Annotated in this window: 23 protein-coding genes and 2 pseudogenes; 9 read left to right on the top strand and 16 right to left on the bottom strand. The window is 53.6% G+C overall.

All coding sequences use genetic code 11. The annotated features are described in order from the left end of the window. Positions 1-18: 18 nt before the first annotated feature. From menC to L971_RS07670, 6 genes are read right to left on the bottom strand one after another with little or no spacing between them, the layout of a single operon-like run. Positions 19-1086, bottom strand: coding sequence for an o-succinylbenzoate synthase (menC, locus tag L971_RS07645; protein WP_047375283.1), 1068 nt, complete (start codon positions 1084-1086; stop codon positions 19-21). Continuing rightward, a complete protein-coding gene (gene menE, locus L971_RS07650; protein WP_024371630.1) occupies positions 1070-2434 on the bottom strand; it encodes an o-succinylbenzoate--CoA ligase in 1365 nt (454 codons plus the stop codon). Before menE ends, menC begins: the two co-directional genes overlap by 17 nt. Before the next feature lie 49 nt (positions 2435-2483). Further along, positions 2484-3308: a 1,4-dihydroxy-2-naphthoyl-CoA synthase gene (gene menB, locus L971_RS07655; RefSeq protein WP_024371629.1), complete on the bottom strand. Its 825-nt coding sequence runs from the start codon at positions 3306-3308 to the stop codon at positions 2484-2486. After that, positions 3309-4088, bottom strand: a complete 780-nt coding sequence (locus L971_RS07660; RefSeq protein ID WP_024371628.1) for an alpha/beta fold hydrolase — start codon at positions 4086-4088, stop codon at positions 3309-3311. After that, complete coding sequence (gene menD, locus L971_RS07665; RefSeq protein ID WP_047375285.1) at positions 4085-5734, bottom strand: 2-succinyl-5-enolpyruvyl-6-hydroxy-3-cyclohexene-1-carboxylic-acid synthase; 1650 nt, start codon at positions 5732-5734, stop codon at positions 4085-4087. Before menD ends, L971_RS07660 begins: the two co-directional genes overlap by 4 nt. Continuing rightward, positions 5731-7116 (bottom strand): isochorismate synthase MenF, encoded by a 1386-nt coding sequence (locus tag L971_RS07670; protein WP_024371626.1) that lies wholly within the window; start codon positions 7114-7116, stop codon positions 5731-5733. The genes menD and L971_RS07670 overlap by 4 nt, the downstream gene beginning before the upstream one ends. Before the next feature lie 165 nt (positions 7117-7281). On the opposite strand from L971_RS07670, the gene L971_RS07675 reads away from it, so the two are divergent. Then, entirely contained in the window at positions 7282-8181 is a 900-nt protein-coding gene (locus L971_RS07675; RefSeq protein WP_024371625.1) for a 1,4-dihydroxy-2-naphthoate polyprenyltransferase, read from the top strand. A gap of 18 nt (positions 8182-8199) precedes the next feature. Next, positions 8200-8751: a carbonic anhydrase gene (locus tag L971_RS07680; RefSeq protein WP_024371624.1), complete on the top strand. Its 552-nt coding sequence runs from the start codon at positions 8200-8202 to the stop codon at positions 8749-8751. 39 nt (positions 8752-8790) lie between these two features. Here the strand turns inward: L971_RS07680 and L971_RS07685 are convergent, their stop codons facing one another. The 4 genes from L971_RS07685 to L971_RS07700 form a co-directional block, all read right to left on the bottom strand. Beyond that, entirely contained in the window at positions 8791-9738 is a 948-nt protein-coding gene (locus tag L971_RS07685; protein ID WP_024371623.1) for a YihY/virulence factor BrkB family protein, read from the bottom strand. Between the two features lie 67 nt (positions 9739-9805). Continuing rightward, positions 9806-10240, bottom strand: a complete 435-nt coding sequence (locus L971_RS07690) for an NUDIX domain-containing protein (RefSeq protein ID WP_047375287.1) — start codon at positions 10238-10240, stop codon at positions 9806-9808. A gap of 66 nt (positions 10241-10306) precedes the next feature. After that, the gene (locus tag L971_RS07695; protein WP_024371621.1) at positions 10307-11233 is read right to left on the bottom strand and encodes a PfkB family carbohydrate kinase; all 927 of its coding nucleotides are present in this window, start codon (positions 11231-11233) and stop codon (positions 10307-10309) included. Positions 11234-11350: 117 nt separating this feature from the next. Further along, a complete protein-coding gene (locus L971_RS07700) occupies positions 11351-13258 on the bottom strand; it encodes a heavy metal translocating P-type ATPase (RefSeq protein WP_047375290.1) in 1908 nt (635 codons plus the stop codon). A 196-nt stretch (positions 13259-13454) separates the two neighbouring features. Between L971_RS07700 and L971_RS07705 the strand changes: the two genes are divergently transcribed. Then, positions 13455-14393, top strand: a complete 939-nt coding sequence (locus L971_RS07705) for a DMT family transporter (RefSeq protein ID WP_024371619.1) — start codon at positions 13455-13457, stop codon at positions 14391-14393. A gap of 133 nt (positions 14394-14526) precedes the next feature. Further along, positions 14527-14829, top strand: coding sequence for a hypothetical protein (locus L971_RS07710; protein WP_024371618.1), 303 nt, complete (start codon positions 14527-14529; stop codon positions 14827-14829). A gap of 38 nt (positions 14830-14867) precedes the next feature. On the opposite strand, the gene L971_RS07715 is transcribed toward L971_RS07710, so the two are convergent. From L971_RS07715 to yfkAB, 3 genes are read right to left on the bottom strand one after another with little or no spacing between them, the layout of a single operon-like run. Then, entirely contained in the window at positions 14868-16010 is a 1143-nt protein-coding gene (locus L971_RS07715; protein WP_024371617.1) for an MFS transporter, read from the bottom strand. A gap of 41 nt (positions 16011-16051) precedes the next feature. Further along, positions 16052-16246: a hypothetical protein gene (locus L971_RS07720; protein ID WP_024371616.1), complete on the bottom strand. Its 195-nt coding sequence runs from the start codon at positions 16244-16246 to the stop codon at positions 16052-16054. Between the two features lie 52 nt (positions 16247-16298). Next, entirely contained in the window at positions 16299-17405 is a 1107-nt protein-coding gene (yfkAB, locus tag L971_RS07725) for a radical SAM/CxCxxxxC motif protein YfkAB (protein ID WP_024371615.1), read from the bottom strand. 85 nt (positions 17406-17490) lie between these two features. Between yfkAB and L971_RS07730 the strand changes: the two genes are divergently transcribed. From L971_RS07730 to L971_RS07740, 3 genes are all read left to right on the top strand, one after another. Further along, a complete protein-coding gene (locus tag L971_RS07730) occupies positions 17491-17688 on the top strand; it encodes a hypothetical protein (protein ID WP_024371614.1) in 198 nt (65 codons plus the stop codon). 6 nt (positions 17689-17694) lie between these two features. Continuing rightward, complete coding sequence (gene rlmD / locus L971_RS07735; RefSeq protein ID WP_029335900.1) at positions 17695-19071, top strand: 23S rRNA (uracil(1939)-C(5))-methyltransferase RlmD; 1377 nt, start codon at positions 17695-17697, stop codon at positions 19069-19071. A 70-nt stretch (positions 19072-19141) separates the two neighbouring features. Beyond that, positions 19142-19570: a cytidine deaminase gene (locus L971_RS07740; RefSeq protein WP_255360783.1), complete on the top strand. Its 429-nt coding sequence runs from the start codon at positions 19142-19144 to the stop codon at positions 19568-19570. Between the two features lie 30 nt (positions 19571-19600). Here the strand turns inward: L971_RS07740 and L971_RS07745 are convergent, their stop codons facing one another. Continuing rightward, on the bottom strand, positions 19601-19801 hold the full coding sequence (locus tag L971_RS07745; protein ID WP_024372376.1) for a hypothetical protein: 201 nt from the start codon (positions 19799-19801) through the stop codon (positions 19601-19603). A gap of 124 nt (positions 19802-19925) precedes the next feature. Between L971_RS07745 and L971_RS07750 the strand changes: the two genes are divergently transcribed. Next, positions 19926-20213, top strand: a complete 288-nt coding sequence (locus L971_RS07750) for a hypothetical protein (protein WP_024372377.1) — start codon at positions 19926-19928, stop codon at positions 20211-20213. On the opposite strand, the pseudogene L971_RS15220 reads toward L971_RS07750, so the two are convergent. Further along, positions 20201-20560 (bottom strand): annotated as a pseudogene (locus L971_RS15220) (transposase); the annotation flags it as partial. The gene L971_RS07750 and the pseudogene L971_RS15220 overlap by 13 nt on opposite strands. Positions 20561-20815: 255 nt before the next feature. Between L971_RS15220 and L971_RS15175 the strand changes: the two are divergent. Then, entirely contained in the window at positions 20816-20986 is a 171-nt protein-coding gene (locus L971_RS15175; protein WP_197053169.1) for a hypothetical protein, read from the top strand. Positions 20987-21019: 33 nt separating this feature from the next. Here the strand turns inward: L971_RS15175 and L971_RS14950 are convergent. Beyond that, positions 21020-21112, bottom strand: a pseudogene (locus L971_RS14950) (transposase); the annotation flags it as partial. Positions 21113-21300: the final 188 nt, after the last annotated feature.

Consider the following 21300-nt stretch of genomic DNA (forward strand, 5'->3'; position numbering starts at 1 on the left):
ACCCGTCATCTGCCTTTTTTACTTCAGTTGAATCGTCTCTTCGGCTAAACGTCGTATCAGGGCCCAATCAGGCCGCGGGTCGTCCGGGATGATGAGTTTTCCGTCTTCGACCTCAAGCGGTGTGTCGAGCAGGTCGGTCTCGAAATAGGCGCTCGTTCCGGCCATGTCGGCCGGGTAAGCGGCGCCGCTCAAGGAAGCGAACAAAAGCGTATGGTAACGACCGATGGCGGACTCATACATGCCGCCGACCCAATACGGTACGTTTGCTTCCCGAATGGCGAGCGCCTCGGTCAAACCGCCGACACGGGCCGGTTTAATGTTGACGATGCGCCCAGCGTCGAGGCGGGTCATCGTTTCAACGTCTTGCCGGCAAGTGATGGACTCGTCGAGACAAATCGGTGTCTCGAGCCGGGCCTGTAAATCGGCAGACGCGACCCAATGTGTACTCGGGAACGGCTGTTCGATCATCAAGAGGCGATACGCATCCAACTGTTCGAACCACGAGAGTGGCTGTTCGACCCCGCTACCGTTCAAATCGATCATGAGCGGGGCATCAGGAAATACGGCCCGGATCTCGTTCAAGGAATACAACAACTCTTCGGGTGCCGCCTTTAACTTGATGCGATCGAATCCGGTCTCGAGTGCCCCTTCGATCGCTTTCAGTGTCTGGGTCAAGAGACCGATGCCGATCGTCCGGCCGCAGGCGACCGTGTCCCCCGCCCCGAGCAGTTGTTTCAGTGTCTTCTGTTGACGAGCCGCCTCAATTTCCCAACAGGCACTCTCCCACATCGCCTTGGCCATCGGATGACCGATGATGGAGCGGAAGCGTGGCGGAAACGACTGCGGCGACACAGGTTGGCCGTCCAACAGTTTGGTGATGAGTTCCGAGACATCGATTGTCGAACGGACCGTCTCTGCCGTGTACCAAGGCGTCTCGAAGGCGACGCCTTCCCCGTATCCGACGAGACCATCCGTTGTCTCGAGCCGGAGGATGATCGTCCGTCGCGTCGAGAGGACGGAATGGGCGGTCACGATCGGGTGTTTGAACGTCAACGGGACGATATATAATTCAGCGCGTCGAATCATGGGCGGTCTCCTTTAGGCGGTGGCGCATCAGCTTCCCGTTCGCGTTGCGAGGCAGTTCGCGGACGATATGATACGCCTTCGGATGTTTGTAGCTGGCGAGATGTTCTGACAACAAGCGTTCCAGTTCGAGCGGGTCATACGACCCGACGATATACGCGACAGGGACCGTCCCCCATGTCGCGTCATTACGGCCGGTGACCCCGGCATCTTCAATGCCAGGGCAACGACGGAGCACGCTCTCGATTTCAGCCGGGTAGACGTTCTCGCCTCCCGAGATGATCAAGTCGCTCCTCCGATCGTGGACATACAAATAACCGTCTTGGATTGTACCCAAATCTCCGGTCCGCCAAAACCCGTCTTCCGTCCAAGCATCGGCTTCGGGCTGTTTATAGTAGCCGGGTGTGACGGTCGGTCCGCTCACCTCGATTTCTCCATCCGAATTGACGCGGACTCGTGTCGGCAAAATGGCTCGACCGCTCGAACCGAGACGATCGAGTGCTTCCGCTGGGAGTAACGTCGCGACTTGTGAACACGTTTCGGTCATCCCGTACGTCTGGGCGACGGGGATGTGGCGTCGCTCCGCCTCTTCAAGAAGCGGTTGTGGCACCGGGCCACCCCCGACGAGCACGACGCGAAGAGCATGGCGCTCGAGTCCGATTGCGAGCAACCGATCGAGCATGACGGCGACGAGTGAGACGTGGGTGATGCATTCGGCTGCGATCAAGTCAAGTGTCCGGACGGCCTCGAACTTCGTTTCCACGTACAACGTTGAACCGAAGCAGGCGGCGCGGTACACTTGAGCGAGCCCGCTCATATGAAATAGCGGGGTGACGACGAGCATGCGATCGCGTGCGTCATAGCCTAGGTGGTGCCGAGCGGCCTCGGCGCTTGCGACATGGTTGCCGTACGTCTGTTTAACCGCTTTCGCGCGTCCTGTCGTTCCGGACGTGAACATGAGCGACATGACCTCGTCTTGTTTCCACGTATGATGGCCGGCCAGGGGTTCCGCGTCGCGCATCGTGAGCATGAGCTGTGGAACCGGGACGTCGAGCGTTTCGTCGACGAGCAAGAGGTCGACATCCGCCGTCTCGAGTTGCGTCTTGATCTCATTGTTTGTCAACCGCGTATTCAGCGGGACGAGCACTTTGCCGAGCAATAGGACGGCGTGGATGGCGATGACGTAATCGGTGCTGTTGGCTGCGTACAGTCCGATGTGACGGGCATCGGGTGCGGTGCGCTTTACGTAGTGAGCGAGACGTGCGCTCTCGTTCCATACCGCTCCCCATGTCAGACGGCGTCCGGCCGCGACGAGGGCGATGTGATCGGTCGGATGGTTCAATACATTCATCGGGCATACCTCCAAAAAAAGAGTAGCGAAGTCGCTACTCTCGTACAGATTAAGGGAAACGCGGGAACTGACCGAAGTCCGGGTCGCGTTTTTCTTTGAACGCGTCGCGTCCTTCTTTTGCTTCTTCCGTCGTGTAATAAAGGAGCGTCGCATCGCCTGCGAGCTGTTGGAGACCTGCGAGGCCATCCGTGTCGGCGTTCATCGCCGCCTTCAAGAAGCGGAGCGCAGTCGGAGAGTGTTGCAAGATTTCTTGGCACCACTGGATCGTTTCTGCTTCGAGTTGCTCGAGTGGGACGACCGTGTTGACGAGGCCCATGTCGAGTGCTTCTTGCGCGTCGTATTGACGGCAAAGGTACCAAATCTCACGGGCTTTCTTATGGCCGATGATGCGCGCCAAATAGCCTGAGCCATACCCGGCGTCGAACGAACCGACTTTTGGTCCGGTTTGACCGAAACGGGCGTTATCCGCGGCGATCGTCAAGTCACAGACGACGTGCAAGACGTGTCCACCACCGATGGCGAATCCAGCGACCATGGCGATGACCGGTTTCGGGATGACGCGAATCAAGCGCTGAAGGTCGAGGACGTTCAAGCGTGGGATCTCATCGTCACCGACATAACCGCCGTGCCCACGAACCTTTTGGTCTCCGCCTGAACAGAACGCCTTTTCGCCTTCACCTGTCAAGATGATGACGCCGACTTCTTTGTCGTCACGGGCGCGCGCGAACGCGTCGATCAATTCGTTGACCGTGAGCGGACGGAAAGCGTTCCGCACTTCCGGGCGGTTGATCGTGATTTTGGCGATCCCGTTCCACTTCTCATATTTAATATCTTCATACGTACGGACCGATGTCCAGTTTGCTACTGATTCCATTTAATTTCCCCCTAAAATCAATTTCTTTATCATTGTACCAAATTGTTGGGCGTTCTCGATATGTGGAGCATGACCTGCAGCCGAAATTTCGTGAATTTGAACGAGTGGATGTTCATCGCGCATTCGTTTCGCGATTGCTTTGAACTTCAGGTCGTGTTCCCCGACGATCAAATCGGTACGAGGCAAGCGGTCTAGAACCGGCCAAAGTGACGGCATACTGCCGGTCCCGATGGCGCAGAGACTGTTCGCGAGTGCCGATGGGTGTTGCGCTAAACGCTCGGGACGAAGGGAAGCGCGCATCTCGGCTGTCTGATGCCAAAGCGGAAGCTGTTCCCAACGGTCGACGAACGCCTCGATGCCACGCTGCTCGAGAAAAGTGGCGAGCTCTGCGTCTTGCGCTCTACGCTCCCGCCGTTCGGTCGCGGATTCGAGTCCGGGGGTCGTGCTAATCCCGATGAAATGCTCGACGCGTCGATCGCAGACGGCGAGTGTCATGCCGATGCGGCCGCCGAGCGAGTAGCCGATGACCGTCCAAGGTCGATCGTCGAGGTCGAGCAGGGCAGACAAGTCCCGGACTTGTTGACTCATGTGCAGGCGACCTCGTTCGGGACACGCCGTTCGGCCGTGCCCGAGGAGCGACGGGGCGACGAGGTGGACCGGGAGATCCGGGAAACGTGTGAGCCAATCAGCCCGTCCGGTGAATCCGTGTAGCAACAGGACCGGTCGGCCTTGCCCGCGTTCGAACACTTCATAAGCGACGCCGCGGATGTGGCGAATCATGTGCCGTTCTCCAATGTGAGTCGGTCACAGATGGAAGCCGTCCATTCGCGGTGCGCCAAGACGTTCGCGGCCCGGTCAGACGGGAACTCGATCACGTGGACGCCTGTCTCGATGGCATCCCGGACGTCTTCCGGTCGCTCGACCAAGCGATAGGTCAAACCGTACGTTTCAGCGAAGCCGCGCACGTTCAAGTCAAGCGGAGTTCCATACAAGTCTTCGAACATTTGCGGCTCGATAGTGGCTTGAGGCAGGAACGAGAAGATACCGCCCCCGTTGTTGTTGACAATGACGACCGAGAACGAGCCAGGATGTGTCTTTAGCAACTGTAAAGCGTTGCTGTCATGGTAAAACGCCAAATCTCCGACGAGGAGGGCTGCTTTTTCTGTGTCGTGACACGCGCCGAGCGCACTCGAAAGGATCCCGTCGATGCCATTCGCGCCCCGGTTGGCGAGCACGTCGATCGTTTGTCCGGCTGCAAGCGTCGTATCGACGTCGCGGATCGGCATGCTGTTGCTGACGAAAAGTCGTTCGATCGATGTCGCAAGCAAGTGGCGTGCCAATGCGCTTTCTCCACGGAGGCCGTGTTTCGCCGACTCACTGACGCGTTCGAACGTCATGAAACGATTGGCGTAACGAACATCATACGGCGTATCGATAACGGTCAAATAATCGCGCGCGTCCCCGTAAACGACGGTCGCGAGACTAGAAGGGTCACGGAACGATCCGGGCTGATCGATCACGAGTTGTGTCGTGTCATCGAGCCATTGGTTCAACCGTTTCGATACCGGGGCGGCGCCGAAGCGAATGATCGCATCCGGCAGCCATTCACCGGAATGTTCACTCGCGAGCCACGTATCATAGTTGGCGCATACCCCTTCGAATCGGCGCATCCCGCTGAGCGGATCTGCGAACACGGGGATGTGATACGTGGTGGCTGTCGTATGGATCGACTCAAGCCATTCAGCTGGCGTGCCCGGACCGACGACAAAGACGATCCGGTCGGCCGCGACGATGTGTTTAAAACGAGTCAAATCGTTTGGAACTGGTCGCGCGTAAGCGACTCCGTACGTTTCTGGGACAGCGGTGAGGAGATTTTTTAACTGCTCGATGTCCGGCAATAACGGTTCGCGGAACGGGACATTCATATGAACCGGCCCGAGTGGGGCTTGCATGCTGAGGCGGACGAGCCGGCCGACGCCTTGCCCCATGTAATGGTGCGCTTTTGCATCCGGGACCGGCAAGTCGAGGCTCGTCTTCACGTGCTCGCCGTAAAGTCGGACTTGGTCGATGGCTTGCGGGGCCCCGACGTTTCGCAATTCGTGGGGCCGATCGGTCGTCAAGATGACGAGCGGCAATTGAGCGATATACGCTTCGGCGACCGCGGAAAAATAGTTCGTGGCGGCCGTGCCGCTCGTACAAATCAAGGCGACCGGACGAACCGTCTCGGACGAACGCGTCAGGCCGAGGGCGAAGAATGCGGCCGACCGTTCGTCGACGACGATATGGTGGCGGACTTGTGGATGCAAGTACGCGGCCATGGCGAGCGGTGTCGACCGTGAACCTGGGCTGATGACGATGTCATGCACGCCTTGTTCGACGAGCTGGTTCACCATGTGCGCGACCCATGCTGTTAACGTGTCGTTCATGACGGATTGCCTCCTGGGGCGACGGGATGGAAACCGAGTGCTTGTTTGATCGGGCTCAATTTCATCTCGGTCTCTTCTAATTCTGATTCGAGTTCAGACTCCTGGACGATTCCACAGCCTGCATACATGGCGACGAACTGGTGGTGGACGAGCGCGGACCTGATGGCGACGACAAACTCGCCCTCGCCGTCGGTGTTCAACCAACCGAACGGGGAACCGTACCAACCGCGGTCGAATCGTTCAATGTCACGTAGCAAGCGGACAGACATCCGTTTCGGGGAACCTCCGAGCGCCGGCGTCGGATGCAGCGACTCGATGATGGACAAGATCGAAGCGTTCGTATCGAGCGTCGCTTGGATCGGTGTGTGCAAATGATAGACAGAACGCGTCTCTAAAACCTGGGGTGATTCAGGTGCTTTGATCGTAGCTGCGTATGGGTTGAGTGCGTTTTTAATCGCCTTCACAACGATTTGATGTTCTTCTAGGTTCTTTCGGTCTTGAAGCAACTGCGCTTTCGCGATTTCGGCCTCGCTGTCCGTATCGGGTCGTTTCATCGTACCGGCGATGGCGGCTGTCTCGATGTAAGGGCCTTGTTTTTTAAGCAACCGCTCCGGTGTGGCGCCGAAAAAGCCGATTTCTCGTTTCGGTTGATATAAAAACACGTAGCTGCCCAGTTGTTGGTCCGATAAGTGACGGAGCGTCTGCGCGAACGGGAACGCCTCGTCCGACGTTTGATAAATCTCTTCGCGGGCGATGACAATCTTTTCGACTTTCTCTTCGTTGATATATTGTTTCGCCTGTTGGAAACTCGATTTAAAGTGGTCGACGCCGTCTTTCACTTGTGAATAGGTAGGTTTTTCGGTATCCGGTGCGTGGAGCGCATTGAACTGTGCCAACTGGTCGGCCAATTGAATTAAATATTGCTCGACAGAACGCTTAGCGGATACGAGCGTCGACACGGTCAACGTATGTTTGTCACCGAGACGGCGGTATAAAAATTTAGGGACGACGAGAGACGCTTCCCCGAACGCCTCCCACATGTTTTTTTGGGGCCGGACGAACGTGTCGAATGAAAATCCGGAGAACGCGTAAATCGTCGCATCGACGTCGCGGCGATGCAAGCTCCAATCATACTGGAGCCGTTGAAACCGTTCCGGTCCCGAGGCGCTTAAGACGAGCGCGTCCGCACAACCGAGCATTTCGAGCGTGCGGTCAGGTGAGGCAAAATAGTAGTGTGACGTCTCTGTGTTCTGAATGATATGAAACGCGTCGAACGAAGGGATTTCCCACGTGTACGATGCGAGGACAGGTCGTTGCCACGCGCGAGCGCGTTTATGGGCCTGTTCGATTCGTTGTTTAATGTGTGTTTGAGTATCTGGCATGAACGAAAAGCCTCCTCAATCCAATAGAATTCTCATCTTTTAGTGTATCATGACTTGACGGCTGAACCGTCCGTCAAATGCTCGGAAATAGGCGAGACCGTTTCGAGCGGCGGGCATTGACAGATTTTTTTACATAGACGTAAACTAACGAAGGGAGGGGAAGAGATGAAACAGAGAGAAAAAGGCGCATACTGGCGCATGATTCGTCCGCATACGTTGACGGCAAGTTTTATTCCGGTGTTGCTCGGAACGTTCATCGTCATCGGTGAGGTCGAATTGAAGTGGGGACTGTTTTTGGCGATGCTCATCGCCTCGGTCTTAATTCAAATCGCGACGAACTTGTTCAATGAATATTACGACTACAAACGCGGGCTCGACCACGAAGGTTCGATTGGAATCGGGGGCTCGATCGTTCGTGACGGCTTCACGCCGGGGCAAGTGCTCACCATCGCCCTTGGGATGTACGGTGTTGCCGCCGCGCTCGGTTTGTATATCGCCGCGTCGACAAGCTGGCATCTATTATGGATCGGGGCGCTATCGATGGTCGTCGGTTATTTATATACGGGCGGGCCGCTACCGATTGCCTATACCCCGTTCGGAGAACTCGTGGCCGGTTTGTTCATGGGCTACGTGATCATCGGTATTTCGGGTTACATCCAAATCGGGATGGTGACGACAGAGTTGCTCATCGTTTCGTTCCCGATGGCGTTGTTGATTGGTGCGATTTTACTCGCCAACAACATCCGGGACTTAGATAACGATAAAGAGAACGGTCGACGGACGATCGCATGTCTCGTCGGGCATCGCCGAGCTGTGCTCGTCTTGGCAGGATTTTTCGTGGCAGCTTTAGTCGGAATTCTCGTCGGTGTGTTCGTGTATGGTGTTACACCATGGGTATTGCTGTCACTGTTCACGATTCCACTCATGGTCCGCGCTGTGAAGCGGTTCTGGGTGAAACGTGAACCGGTTGAATTGATGCCGGCGATGGCGATGACGGCGAAGGTGAACACATTGTTCGGGGCGTGGATGGTCATCGGTCTGATGGTCGCCCGCGTGATCACATAACGTAAAGGAGTGGGGAAAATGTCAGTCGTCAAAGAAATGTTAGCGTTCAATGAACGATTCGTGACGGAAAAACAGTACGAGCAGTTCGTATCCGATAAGTTTCCAGATAAAAAAATCGTCATTTTGACGTGTATGGACACACGATTGACAGCTTTGTTGCCACAGGCGCTCGGGCTCAAAAACGGGGACGCCAAAATTATTAAAAATGCAGGAGCCGTCTTATCGCATCCGTTCGGTTCGGTCATGCGTTCGATTCTCGTCGCTTTATATGCGCTCGGAGCGGAGGAAGTGATCGTCGTCGGACACTATGACTGCGGGATGGCCGCCATCGATCCGAACGCGGTCATTGCTGAGATGGAGCGGCGGGGGATTGACCCTCAGACGCTTCAAACACTCAAAGCGTCCGGGATGGATTTGGAGAAGTGGTTGCACGGATTCGATTCGGTCGAGGCGAACGTCATGAACTCGGTCAGCTTGATTAAGAATCATCCGCTCTTGCCACCGGAAACGAACGTCCATGGATTTGTCATCGACCCGGGAACGGGGCGACTCGACGTCGTCGAGGTGTGAATAAGAAAAGGCGAACTCGACTGTCGAGTTCGCCTTTTCTTATCCGTACGTATTGATTGGGATATCTTTATAATCGTCTTCTGTTTCGCCTTTTTTCTTCGCTTTCTTGTTCTTCTTGAAATCACGTTCATATTCTTGTTCGCTTGGGGACTTGAAGAATCGCATCCACGTGGCGTTGATCTCGGAGCCGATCAAGATGATCATACCGGTCAATTGAAGCCATAATAGTGTCACGATAATTCCGCCGAGCGAACCGTACGTCGAATCGTAGTTTCCGAAGTTCGACACGTATAGACTAAACCCGAGCGAGACGAGTTGCCACGTGATGACCCCGAAAATGGCGCCTGGAATCGTGCTCTTCCAAAAGACGTGTTGCTGGGGTGCGATTTTATAGAAAATCGACAGCGTCAAAATCAAGATGACCGTCGTCAGCGCGTAACGGAAAATATTGATTAAGATGACCTCGGCCCCGGAAATCGGAAGGAATTCCATAAGGAACGAGATGATCTGCGACCCGAACACGTTCGAGACGATGAGGAGCAATACGCCAACACCGAGTAAGAACGTCAATCCGAGGGCGATGCCTTTACTGACAAAGAAATTTCGTTCGTTGTCTTCCCCGTAGGCGTGAATCGCCATGTTGATGAGCCGCTCGACCCCTTTCGAGGCCGACCAAATCGCTAAAATCGCACCGATGGAGAGCAGTCCGCCACGCGGTTCCCCGAGCGCTTCAAAGATGCCCGATAGGAACTCGGTCGCGGCCGCGCCTGGGGCCAAGTTGTTCAACTGCTCTTGGAATGACGCCTGTGTGATGTCAAAGAACGACAGCAGCGCCAGAATGAAGATGATTCCTGGGAAAATAGATAAAAACCAAAAAAAAGCGAGCGTCGCACCGAAGTCTTGGACGTTATGCTCTTTAAATCGGCGCAATAATTCTTTTCCGAACGCGAGCCAATTCTTTTTTTCTTTCACTTCTTTCGTGTCCATAGCATGCCTCCTGAACGTTATCGTTAGAAACTATCTTCCCGATTTGTGAGGAGGTTACACTATAAATTCAATCTTCAGCCAATGTTTTGTCGTAGAAGCGCTCTGAAGACTGACTAAGCAATTCTGCGAGCGAGGGCGGACGGACGGGAAGGTGGCTGAGTGCACTCCGTTTGATCCACATCGGTGTGTAGGATCCTTCCGTCTGTTCGGCTTGAAACTCTTCGCCCGTCCCGGTCCCGAATTTGCCACCGGTGACGCGGGCCCAGTAGTAGGGGTTCAATTCACCGTTGAATGCGACATGGGCGGCGACGCCTTCAAGTTCGACGTGTACGCCGAGTTCCTCGTATGCTTCGCGTATCGCCGTTTCTTCGGTCGTATGGCCAAATTCGACACCTCCGCCCGGGAAGACATAATAAAGGACGTCAGCTTTTTCGCGACGAATGAGGGCGATCTCATCTTGTTCATTGACGAGAATGATGGCGCTCCGTTGTTTCGTTCTCATGAATTCAATCATTCCTTTCTTAAAACCGAGAACAAAACGCATCGACACGGCGGTCGATGCGTTAGCTCAGTCACGTGTTGGTTGTTCAAGTGAAGCATACATCTCAGGCGTCAGTCCGTTGTCATGAGAGCCGATGACTTTCCCGGCGACACGCATGCCGAGACGAAGTGCATCTTCAATCGAATGCTCTTTCATGAGCTCGGAAATAACGGCAGAGAAGAAGGAATCCCCGGCGCCTGTGGAGTCGGCAACTTTCACTTTCGTCGTCGGCACGTGACCTTGTTCGTTCGTGCGAAGGTCGACGTAGACGGCTCCGAGCTCGCTCATCGTGACAATCGTGAGCGGCGCTCCTTTCATGGCGAGCACCTCGGCGACGCGAAGGGCATCGTCAACCGTGACGATGGACATATCCGAGAGAATCTCGGCTTCTTCGCGGCTACAGATGAAGCCCGTGAACCCTTGGAGCAAGTGACGGTTGCGTTCGATGACCGAGAGGTGACCACATACACCGTATAGCGGGAGTTTCATCTCACGGCACAATTCAATCGTCTCGTTTAAGACGTTGACCGATAAGTCGAGGTCGATGGCGACAGCCGCGCTCTCGGCGAACACGGTATCGATGCGACGGAGGATGCATTGTTCCATCATCGCCTCGTCAGGTTGTTTTGAGATTGACGTCTGGAGGTCACCGTTATTGTCCATGACCGCGAGCCACATACCCATGCCGTTGTCTTCGAGCAAGTCGACGTGTTCGACATTGACGTTCAAACTGCGTAGTTCTTCGAGGACACCGATTCCGATTTGATCGTTCGTCACGGTCGAGACGAACCGAACATCGTTACCGAGGACACCTAAGTTCTGAGCGACGTTTCGTCCGGTGCCACCGTTTGAGAAGGCGATATCTCCGACGTTTTTCGCATCTTTATGGAGCGGGGCGAACGACGTTCCTTTTATGTCGACAAACACTTTGCCGATTACTGCAATCGTATTCATACCTTGTACCACCTTTAGTCAATCTACCTATTGTTTCGGTCTGTTAGACACATTGTTTCAATTATAGCGAAATCGGCATTTGCTTTCAATGACGGTTTCGTGACGTGTCGAAATTTGTCAGTCCCACGATGAGCTGAGCAGACGGAGACCGTTCAATATGACGAGGATGGTCGACCCTTCATGTCCGACGACGGCGAACGGCATGACGAGCAGTTCAAAGATGTTCGTCGCAATCAAGACGAGGATGACGCCGAGGGCGAAGATCACGTTTTGAAGGACGATTCGATTCAGTTTGCGCGACTGCTCGATGGCTGAACTGAGGCGGACGAGGTCGTTTTTCATGAGGACGACATCCGCCGTCTCAAGAGCGGCGTCTGTCCCTTCGCCCATCGCGATGCCGACGTCGGCTGTGGCAAGAGCGGGGGCGTCGTTAATGCCGTCACCGATCATGCCGATCGACCCATACTCTGCCTTCAACAACTTGATTTGTTCGACCTTCTCATCCGGCAGGCACTCGGCGATATAACGGGTCAAACCAGCTTCTGTCGCGATGGCCCGCCCAGTCGCCTCATTGTCGCCGGTGATCATGATCGTGGCGATACCGAGACGGTTCAAGCGCTCGATCGCTTGCTTCGCTTCTGGACGTAGCGTGTCACGCAAGGCGAAAGCCCCGAGGGTTCGGGTTTCGTCACTGATGAAGACGAGCGTATGGCCGGCTTCTTTCAATCGTTCGACTTGATCAAGGAAAAAGTCGCCGCTCGCGTCCGCGAATTTTTGTTTGCCGACCCGGTACGTGACGCCGTCAATCATCGCCTCGATGCCTGAACCGGTGACGTCTTTGAACTGTTCCATCGTGCCGGTATGTTTTCCCGTGTAGGCAACGAGCGCTTCGGCGAGCGGGTGCATCGAATGCTCTTCAATCAAACTGACGATCCGGAAGACGTCATGTTGCGTGACGTCCGGGTGAAGCAGAACGTGCTGGACTTCGGGTTTTCCGATCGTAAGTGTTCCTGTTTTGTCGAACGCGATCGCTTTGAGCCGCCCCATGTTCTCGATATGGACGCCGCCTTTAAACAAGATGCCGTGTTTGGCGGACGAGGCGATGGCGGCCAAAGCGGCTGGCGTGATCGCTGCGACGAGCGCACAAGGGGAGGCGACGACGAGCAAAATCATGCCACGATATATGCTCGTCTCGAGCGACCAAGGCGTGAAGACGGGACCGAGCAAGATGATGGCCGCAACCGAGAACAAGACGACTTGGACGTAACGTCCTTCGTAGCGGTCGATGAATTGGGCGGACGGGGACTTCTCTTCCTGCGCTTGTTGGACCATTTGAATGATCTTTTGGAACAACGTCTCCGTGGCGAGTTTTGTGACTTCGAGCGTCAAAACGCCGTTCAAGTTCACACTCGAACCGAACACGTCGTCACCGACGTTGCGCTCGACTGGAATCGATTCACCTGTGATCGCAGCTTCCTCGATCGAGGCGCTACCGCTCAAGATGCGTCCGTCGACCGGGATTCGTTCCCCAGGGCGGACGTAAATCCGGTCCCCGACCGACAGTTCGTCGATATGCACGACGTCTAACCCGCCCTCGTCGTTAAATCGGGTCGCTTGTTCCGGCTGCAGTTCCATCAGTGATTCGAGGGCGCGTTCATTCTTGTTCATCGTGTACGTCTCGAGCGCACCCGATAAGGCGAAGATGAAAATCAAGATGGCACCTTCCATCCAATAACCGATCGAAGCGGCTCCAATTGCCGCGATGATCATCAACAGCTCGACGTTTAGCGACCTTGTCTCCCACGTGTCGGTCAATCCTTCCTTCGCTTTAGCGTAGCCGCCGATCAAAAAGGCAGCCAAATAAAGGGTGACGTGAACCCAAGACGTTCCAACTTGTTTTTCGGTGATGTATGCGAGTACAATCAATACACCGCTGATGAGCGCCATGATGAGCTCGATATGTTCGAACCAATTTGCCCGTTTGAAGACGTGGCTTTTTTCGTGTGTGGCGGTTGATGTGTTCATGAGGCACCTCTTTCTAATTGAGAATATATATCATTCAAATGATAATTGGTGAGGATGATTATCATTATCTTTTGCCTAAAATTAAGGATTAATCGGTTATTAAGCGAATACCTTATTTATAATGATTATCATGTAAGTTCATTTTATCATGGAAGATAACAACTCACAAACTAAAAGATTAAGGAGATTTCGTGTCATGCCCAACTTGTTTCAACGGCCTTGGACCGTTACATTATTGGCGTTGTTTAATACATTTTTATGGGGAAGCGCCTTCCCGTTCATCAAACTAAGCTACGAAGAACTTGAAATCGGGGCGGATGAGTACGGACAACAATTGATCTTTGCCGGTGAACGTTTCTTGCTCGCCGGACTATTGCTGTTGTTGATCAGTCGGACCGTCTTTAAGCGTCCCATCCGTTTGACGGTCGGGCGTGTGAAAGCCTACGCGCATCTCGGTGCGTTTTTGACGTTTCTACAATACTTGTTTTTTTACGTCGGATTGTCGCTGTCGACGGGGGTTCAAGGATCGATCATCGCCGGGTCGACTTCGTTCTTCCAAATGGCACTCGCTCACTTTCGTTATGAAGACGACAGGTTGAACCGTTTGAAAGGGATCGCGCTCACACTCGGGTTCTCTGGCATCGTCATCGCGAACTGGCCATCGGCGAGTTCGGAGATCGGTTTTGGGGTCGGCGAGATTTTGCTCATTCTTGCGATGATCTCGGGGGCGTTTGGTAACTTGATCGCAAAAGATTACTCGCGTAGCCATGACGTCGCACCGATGACGGCTTGGGCGATGGTCATTGGCTCGCTCGGACTGCTTGTCGTCGGCGTGGTGCTTGACCCGAGCGGCGTCTTCTTGCCATACACGATGAAGACTTACCTGTTCTTACTCTACTTGGCTCTTTTATCCGCAATCGGGTTCACGTTATGGAACACGCTGATGAAACATAACCCGGTCAGCCGTGTGTCGCTCTATATGTTCTTTGTTCCCTTGTTCGGGGTGTTGCTATCGAGTGTCATGCTCGGAGAAACAATTCCGTGGAACGCACTCGTTGGATTATTGTTCGTCGTCGCCGGTATTTACTTGTCCACTTACTTCCAAGGCCGCAAACGCGGCCCTGTGAGCAAATGACAGAGAGACGCGGTTGACGAAAATGTGTTCTCATGGCAAAATATATTAAAAATTCTGAATTCTTTCAGTTCACTGTCGGTCTTCGTCGTAAAGACTTGCGTACACAGATTGGTAAAGGAAGGAGGAAGGGAACGTGACGAGAAACCATATTGTCCGCAACATACTCGTCTCGCGTCAGCCGCGTGATGAGTACGTCAAGTACGTGATGAAGTGCGTGAGTCGAGGGTTGAAAGAGCACCATGATCAAGTGGATGCGCGCGCCGTGCGGCAAGGTGACGACATCCAGACGAAGTGGCAAATCAACGACCGGATTATCGAGGTGACGCTCAAGTCAGACGTATTGGCCACACTTGAGACAGAACCGTTCGCGCTCGATGAAGTGTTCATTCAGGCGTTCGAGCGAAATGACGTCCGCGTCGGTCCGGCGAGAGAATAAACGACAAGGGATGGGGCTCCTGAGAGCACCATCCCTTTTTATATATCGATCGGTTTGGCTTTGGCCGTGAACAGACTGACGGCGAGGATGCCGAGAATGAGTGCGTACATGAGGAAGTACACGTCTTTTGGCAAACTGATCCAAAACGCCCCAATCATCGGTCCACTAATCGATCCGACGCTGAATGCGATGCTATAGAGCATATTCCCCGTCGGTAAAAGCGAACGCGGCAACACTTCGGTCATATGGGCGAGGCCAAGAGAATAGGTTGACCCGAGGCCGGCACCCGCTAAAGCGAACAAGACGAGCAGCCAGGCGTAATGGTCGACGGCCAAGTTCGCGAGCGCGAACAACAACGTGCCGAGCGTCAACACGATTTGCAGGATCCGTTTCTTCCCGAAATGGTCGGCGAGGCGGCCGAGCGGGAGTTGGACCGCGATGGATGCCACGATGAACGTCGTAATGAGCGTACTCGTCTGGGCGAGGCCGATGTCGTTTCGGACTGTAAAGATAGGCAAGTTCGCGTTTAGGCTCGCTTCGAGAAAACCGTATGTAAAGGCAGGGAGAAGCGTATACCCGGCACCGATCAAGACGAGCCGGATTCGTCCGGTCGAGTCGGTCTTCACTTTCTCGGCTTCAGGAAATTCGTTCTCCACTTTAAAGATGAAGAAGAGTGAGGCGAGACAGAAGAAGATCAAGACGAGGAACGGTAACCAAAAATGAATGTCGACGAGCGGCGCGATGAGCGGACCGACCGCGAAGCCGAGACTGAACGACATGCCGTAATACGCCATCGCCCGGCCGAGACTGCGCTTTTCGCTCACGGACGTCACCCATACTTGCGAGCCGTAATGGAGCGCGGAGTCACCAAAACCGATGACGAAGCGCATGACGGCCCAGGCGAGAAGCGTCGGCCAAAGCGGTAAGAAGAACGTCGCGAGCGCGGTCAAGACGATGCCTAAGACGATGGTCGGCCGGAACCCGTATTTTCGGACGAACCGTTCGAGCAGCGGCGCCGAGACGATGACGCCGAGATAGAGCATCGTGGCGTTCAGGCCATTCAGCCACGCGGGGTTCCCGTCGCGTTCGATGAGCGTTGACAACAGCGGGATGAGCGCCCCTTGAATCAAACCGGAAATAAATACGATGAGCAATAAAATCGAAAAACGAAACCGTTGCATAGTTCACCTCGTCGTCACATAGTAAAAAGCTGAGAAGGTTCTCAGCTTTTTGTTTCGTCAATCGGTTGGGAGAGATGGTTCAAATGTAAGAGCTCGTCGTCCCAACTGCCTTGACTAAAGACTTCATCACGGTCTACTTTGTCTGAAACGAATGCGGCTGTCAATAAGATGCTAAGCACACCACCGAAAATGATGATGGCCATGACGGTGATCATGAATACATAGATGGCAGTCATCTCATACACCTCGATTCAGTTTATATAGTAAATATTTCCCGATGTGAAGGAATCAAAACGGGTCGGCGACACGTTTTTGGAAGTCGATGTTCGGATAATAGGCTTGTTTGACGAGGGCGTTCGGTCCGAGACATTTCACGGCCGGGCAATGACAAGACAACGTCGCGTTCAAGGCGCTGTTCGTCCACGTCTCATACGCCTCTTGAAACGAAGTATCATACAGTGTCCCGAGTGATCCGAGCTCGTCGCCGAAATCGGTGACGATGATCTCGCCGTCGAATATGTTCGTGTTCAGACGTGAACGACCATCTGGGTCGTTTCGGACGGTGACGTTCTTCGCTTCATGCAGCCGCTTCAACAAGGCTCGGTCTTCCGGTAAGTCGGAACACGCATAAAACGGTAACGTACCGAATAACATCCAGACGTTTTCGTCGCGCGCGTCGAGCAGATCGTGGATGGCTTTCCGAATGTCCGGGAGCGAGGCCGATTCGAGCGCACTCGCAAAATCGGCGGGGTACATCGGGTGCACCTCCATACGCTGACAGCCGAGCGAGACGATTTCCTCATGGATCGCCTTCAAGTGGGGGATCGTCCGTTTGTTGAGCATCGTCTCGGCCGAAACGATGATGCCTTCTGACGTGAGCGCTCGGGCGTTATCTTTCATCGTCTGGAGCATCTTCAAGCGTGCCGCCTCACTCGGTTTTCGATCCATCATCGCAAAGCCGCCTTCTAAAAAGTCGGCGTCCGTTCCCCAGTTATGCGAAATGTGCAAAACGTCGAGGTAAGGGGTAATAAGATGGTAGCGAGACAACGGCAACGTCAAGTTCGAATTGATTTGCGTTCGTGCCCCGCGTTCCTTGGCATATTTGAGCAGCGGCACGACGTAGTTGCGGACCGATTTCATCGATAGCATCGGTTCGCCGCCTGTAATCGAGAACGCACGTAAGTGTTCAATCTCGTCGAGACGCGAGATGAGCAGTTCGAGGGGAACTTCAGGAGTTTCGGTCTGGTCGAGCATATAGCCGACGGCACAGTGTTCGCAGCGCATGTTGCATAGTTTGGTCGTCGTCACTTCCACGTTTGAAAGGACGAGGCGACCGAACTCGGTTTGATCGAGGTACGCTTCCCAAGGATCAAACGTTGTCGAGATGTTTTGCATGTTGATTCCACCTTTTCATCTAGTCACACGAAATAGTATGCTATAATAACAACTCTTTGTCACGAACCAAAGGAGCGATCATGAGATGGGTAAATCACGAACCGATACGGCAGGAAAAATGAATGTGTTGAAATCGAGAACGGAATTGCTCTGTCTGTCAGTCAATACGTTGGACGAGCACACGACGCCAGAGGATTTGCATCGCCTGTTAGCTGACATTGATTCCTTACGTGCGAAAGTCGTACGTTACGCCAAAGATTTAGAACAAGGATCGAAAGGATGAAACACATTGAAACTGATCGTAGGAGATTATAAGAGCGTCACCGCCGAACGTCTCGGGATTAACGGGGAAGGAATAGCGACCATCAATCGGATGGTCGTCTTTATTCCGAACTTGTTGCCGGGCGAAGAGGCGAAAGTCGAGATCACACGCGTCGAACGCAACTATGCCGAGGCTCGTGTCGTCAAGCGCGACAACGCGTCAAAAGACCGCGTCAAACCGCCGTGCCCAATCTATGACGAGTGTGGGGGCTGTCAGATTCAGCATATGAGCCCACGCCTGCAAATGGAGTATAAAGAAGAAATTGTTCGCAACGCGTTCCGTCAAAAGACGAAGCTGAACGTCGACAAGTCGGACATTCGCCCGACAAAAGGGATGGAAGACCCGTGGTACTACCGAAACAAATCCCAGTTCCCACTCAGCGTCCGTCGTGGTGAGATCGTATCAGGTCTCTATAAACCGAACTCGAACACGCTCGTCCCGATTGAACATTGTATGGTCCAACAGCGCGACACGACGAACATCAACAACGCCATCGTCCGCATCTTGAACGAACTCGACATCCCGGTGTACGATGCTCGTCGGGATACTGGCTTTGCCCGTACTGTCGTCGTCCGTTCAGGTTATAAGACGAACGACGTCCAAGTAGTCCTCGTCGTCGGTCATGAGGACGTGCCGGACTTAGACGAACTCAGTGACCGCATCATGGCGTTACCGAACGTCGTCTCGTTTCATTTGAACATCAACTCGAACCGTTCAGGTGTCATCTTCGGCTATCGCACCATCCACATCGCCGGGCAAGAGAAGATGGACGAACAACTCGACGACGTCCATTACCACTTGTCGCCACGCGCGTTCTTCCAATTGAACCCGGCCCAGACCGAGGTCATGTATCGGGAAGTCGTCGAGGCGGCCGCGTTGACGGGTGAAGAACGTGTCATCGACGCGTATGCCGGCGTCGGGTCAATCGGGCTTTGGCTCGCGCCGCATGCCAAAGAAATCCGCGGCATGGAAGTCGTCCCGGAAGCGGTCGAAGACGCTAACGCCCACATGCGTGAGAACGGGTTCAACCATGCGACGTACGTCGAAGGCCGGGCCGAGCACTGGATCCCGCGTTGGGTGAAAGACGGATGGATTCCTGACGTCATCGTCGTCGACCCGCCACGGACCGGAGTGGACCACCAACTGTTGAACGCGATCATTTCTTCGAAAGCACAACGACTCGTCTATGTGTCGTGTAACCCACAGACGCTCGCCCGTGACGCAGACCAACTCATGAAAGCCGGATACAAAGTGAACTACGTCCAGCCGTACGACATGTTCCCGCAAACGGCGCACGTCGAGTCGGTCGTCGTCTTCGAGAAGAAGAAAAAGAAAAAATATTGACGGGACGGTGAAAACGCTTGCTAGGAAAGCGTTTTCACGTTATAGTTCAGATGTCAGACTTCTTTTATCAATAGAAGCGGAGGAACATCACATGATCCCACATGAAAAAGTGCAAGAGCTCGTCCATAAAGCGATTGACGCACGGTCACGCGCCTATACCCCTTACTCGAAGTTCAACGTTGGTGCCGTCGTCATCGATGAGACGGGGAAAGAAGTGTCAGGTTGTAACGTCGAGAACGCCTCATACGGTTTGTCGATGTGTGCTGAACGGACTGCCATCTTCAAGGCCATTTCGGAAGGTAGCAAGACGATCGAGACGGTCGTTGTCGTCGGTGACACGGACGGGCCGATCTCACCGTGTGGCGCCTGCCGCCAAGTCATCGCCGAGTTTGCGGGCGACGACTTCACGTTGATTTTGGCGAACATGGCCGGAGACACGAAAGTAATGACAAAAGAAGAGATGCTTCCATACGGCTTCTCGCCAAAAGATTTAACGTAAAAGGATGCGGCCGAGCCGCATCCTTTTACGTTAGTCATATTTTTTCTCGCTGACGGAGTCGTTTTTGGAGTGTCGCTTTCGTTTCTCATCTTTTACTTCTTGGTTCAGTTCCTCGACTGGGATTGGATCGACCGTCTCCATCCCTTCTTGATCGAAGATGCTGTCTTTGTCCGTATCGACGGCGTCCGGGTTGTCGAAGCGACGCTTAGATGGTTGATTCTGCTTTTTCATTCGTCTCGCCTCCTTGTTTCTCTGTTATTCCACTTTCCGATTTCGTGTAAACGCTTTACGAAATGGTTTCGATTTGAAACAATGGTGGAATTATCCGTACATAGTGACTAAGGAGGGGTAACGTATGGATAAGAAAGTTTTAATGGGCATCGTGCTCGGTGTCGCCGGTGCCGCGCTCGTGGCGCCGAAAGTGGCGGCCTTGTTGACACAAGACCGTGATGAGGATACATGGAGCAAGATGGACCGGATGGAGAGCGTCGATTCGGACAAAGATGAGGCCGAGGAAGGGCTCACTCAACTCGATTCGAACCACCGGGCCGAGTGGCAGGCGAACGGCTTCCCGCAGACGCACGCCGAGCGTGAGCGTCTCATGAACGAATCCGAAGAGTCTTTCAAAGGTCAAGACATATAAAAAAGGCAGCCGCGGCTGCCTTTCAGATTGAAGACAAAGTCACGTTTCAGGCGAGCTGAAACGTGACTTTGTCGTTTTCGGGCCTTGAGGCGCTCTGCCCGAGACCCTGTCCAGCCTGCCATCTTCTTGAGATTGAGGGCAGCAAAGGTGAGCATCGCCTGCATTGAAACTTTTTCAAGTCCCCGGTAACGGGTCCAACGCATGCCATGCTTCTCTTTTGCGTCCGCGAACACGCGCTCGATTGTCTGTTTCCGACGATCATATATGTTGCGGTTCAATTCGGTGTGGCGGAGTTCTTCGACCTCGTCCATATAGGGTTGCCAGAGGTATCGCTCGATGATCCGCTGGCACGAGCTCGTCTGGCGTGACCATCTCCAGTTGTGTTCGATTGATTTCCGATTCTGTTGACTTCCTGCTCATCGGAATCGCCTCCATGACTGGTTCTTTATCTTTCATAAGGCTACTTGTTTCATGACCGCCGTTAAATATATATTTCCCTAGTTCCAATTTAAAACACATGTGTTTTTCCTTTAACGATTTTTCTAGGGGTTTCGTTCCATGATTTAGTATGTTAATTTGGCAACTGTTAGGAGGTTGGACATATGAAAAATTCAACTAAAGAGTGGATTTACATTTTGTTTCTCGCCGCAGTAACATTCATGTATTTCTTTGTCGATGGGATGACCAATACAACAAAGACTATAGTCACCATTGCAGTATTTATAGCTGTTGTTGTACTTAAGTTTGCAGTCAAAACTACTAAGGAGGACTGAGAGCATGCCTAAAAAGTCAAAACTTTTATCTCTTGTAAGCATCGCCTGCATTGAAACTTTTTCAAGTCCCCGGTAACGGGTCCAACGCATGCCATGCTTCTCTTTTGCGTCCGCGAACACGCACTCGTCTAGCGTGACCATCTCCAATCGTGTTCGATTGGTTTCCGATTCTGTTGATTACCTGATCGTTCGATTCGCCCCCATGACGGGTTCTCTACCTCTCATTATAAAAAAGGGACGAGGGTACGAAAAGAGGGATTGATGCGTGGACCGACCAAGCGAGCTGTGTCCGGTCGGGCAAACAAAAAACTGCA

The sequence above is a fragment of the Exiguobacterium sp. ZOR0005 genome, assembly GCF_000798975.1.
GTDB lineage: Bacteria > Bacillota > Bacilli > Exiguobacteriales > Exiguobacteriaceae > Exiguobacterium > Exiguobacterium aurantiacum.

What these genes read in the sequence shown, in the direction of transcription:
- L971_RS07730 (WP_024371614.1), top strand. Translation starts at nt 17,491, where the DNA reads ATGGGTAAATCACGAACCGATACGGCAGGAAAAATGAATGTGTTGAAA.
- L971_RS07720 (WP_024371616.1), bottom strand. Translation starts at nt 16,246, where the DNA reads ATGACTGCCATCTATGTATTCATGATCACCGTCATGGCCATCATCATT.
- L971_RS07750 (WP_024372377.1), top strand. Translation starts at nt 19,926, where the DNA reads ATGGATAAGAAAGTTTTAATGGGCATCGTGCTCGGTGTCGCCGGTGCC.
- L971_RS07705 (WP_024371619.1), top strand. Translation starts at nt 13,455, where the DNA reads ATGCCCAACTTGTTTCAACGGCCTTGGACCGTTACATTATTGGCGTTG.
- L971_RS07680 (WP_024371624.1), top strand. Translation starts at nt 8,200, where the DNA reads ATGTCAGTCGTCAAAGAAATGTTAGCGTTCAATGAACGATTCGTGACG.
- L971_RS15175 (WP_197053169.1), top strand. Translation starts at nt 20,816, where the DNA reads ATGAAAAATTCAACTAAAGAGTGGATTTACATTTTGTTTCTCGCCGCA.
- L971_RS07660 (WP_024371628.1), bottom strand. Translation starts at nt 4,088, where the DNA reads ATGATTCGCCACATCCGCGGCGTCGCTTATGAAGTGTTCGAACGCGGG.
- L971_RS07745 (WP_024372376.1), bottom strand. Translation starts at nt 19,801, where the DNA reads ATGAAAAAGCAGAATCAACCATCTAAGCGTCGCTTCGACAACCCGGAC.
- L971_RS07695 (WP_024371621.1), bottom strand. Translation starts at nt 11,233, where the DNA reads ATGAATACGATTGCAGTAATCGGCAAAGTGTTTGTCGACATAAAAGGA.
- menE (WP_024371630.1), bottom strand. Translation starts at nt 2,434, where the DNA reads ATGAATGTATTGAACCATCCGACCGATCACATCGCCCTCGTCGCGGCC.
- L971_RS07670 (WP_024371626.1), bottom strand. Translation starts at nt 7,116, where the DNA reads ATGCCAGATACTCAAACACACATTAAACAACGAATCGAACAGGCCCAT.
- L971_RS07700 (WP_047375290.1), bottom strand. Translation starts at nt 13,258, where the DNA reads ATGAACACATCAACCGCCACACACGAAAAAAGCCACGTCTTCAAACGG.
- L971_RS07675 (WP_024371625.1), top strand. Translation starts at nt 7,282, where the DNA reads ATGAAACAGAGAGAAAAAGGCGCATACTGGCGCATGATTCGTCCGCAT.
- L971_RS07715 (WP_024371617.1), bottom strand. Translation starts at nt 16,010, where the DNA reads ATGCAACGGTTTCGTTTTTCGATTTTATTGCTCATCGTATTTATTTCC.
- L971_RS07685 (WP_024371623.1), bottom strand. Translation starts at nt 9,738, where the DNA reads ATGGACACGAAAGAAGTGAAAGAAAAAAAGAATTGGCTCGCGTTCGGA.
- menD (WP_047375285.1), bottom strand. Translation starts at nt 5,734, where the DNA reads ATGAACGACACGTTAACAGCATGGGTCGCGCACATGGTGAACCAGCTC.
- L971_RS07690 (WP_047375287.1), bottom strand. Translation starts at nt 10,240, where the DNA reads ATGAGAACGAAACAACGGAGCGCCATCATTCTCGTCAATGAACAAGAT.
- yfkAB (WP_024371615.1), bottom strand. Translation starts at nt 17,405, where the DNA reads ATGCAAAACATCTCGACAACGTTTGATCCTTGGGAAGCGTACCTCGAT.
- menB (WP_024371629.1), bottom strand. Translation starts at nt 3,308, where the DNA reads ATGGAATCAGTAGCAAACTGGACATCGGTCCGTACGTATGAAGATATT.
- menC (WP_047375283.1), bottom strand. Translation starts at nt 1,086, where the DNA reads ATGATTCGACGCGCTGAATTATATATCGTCCCGTTGACGTTCAAACAC.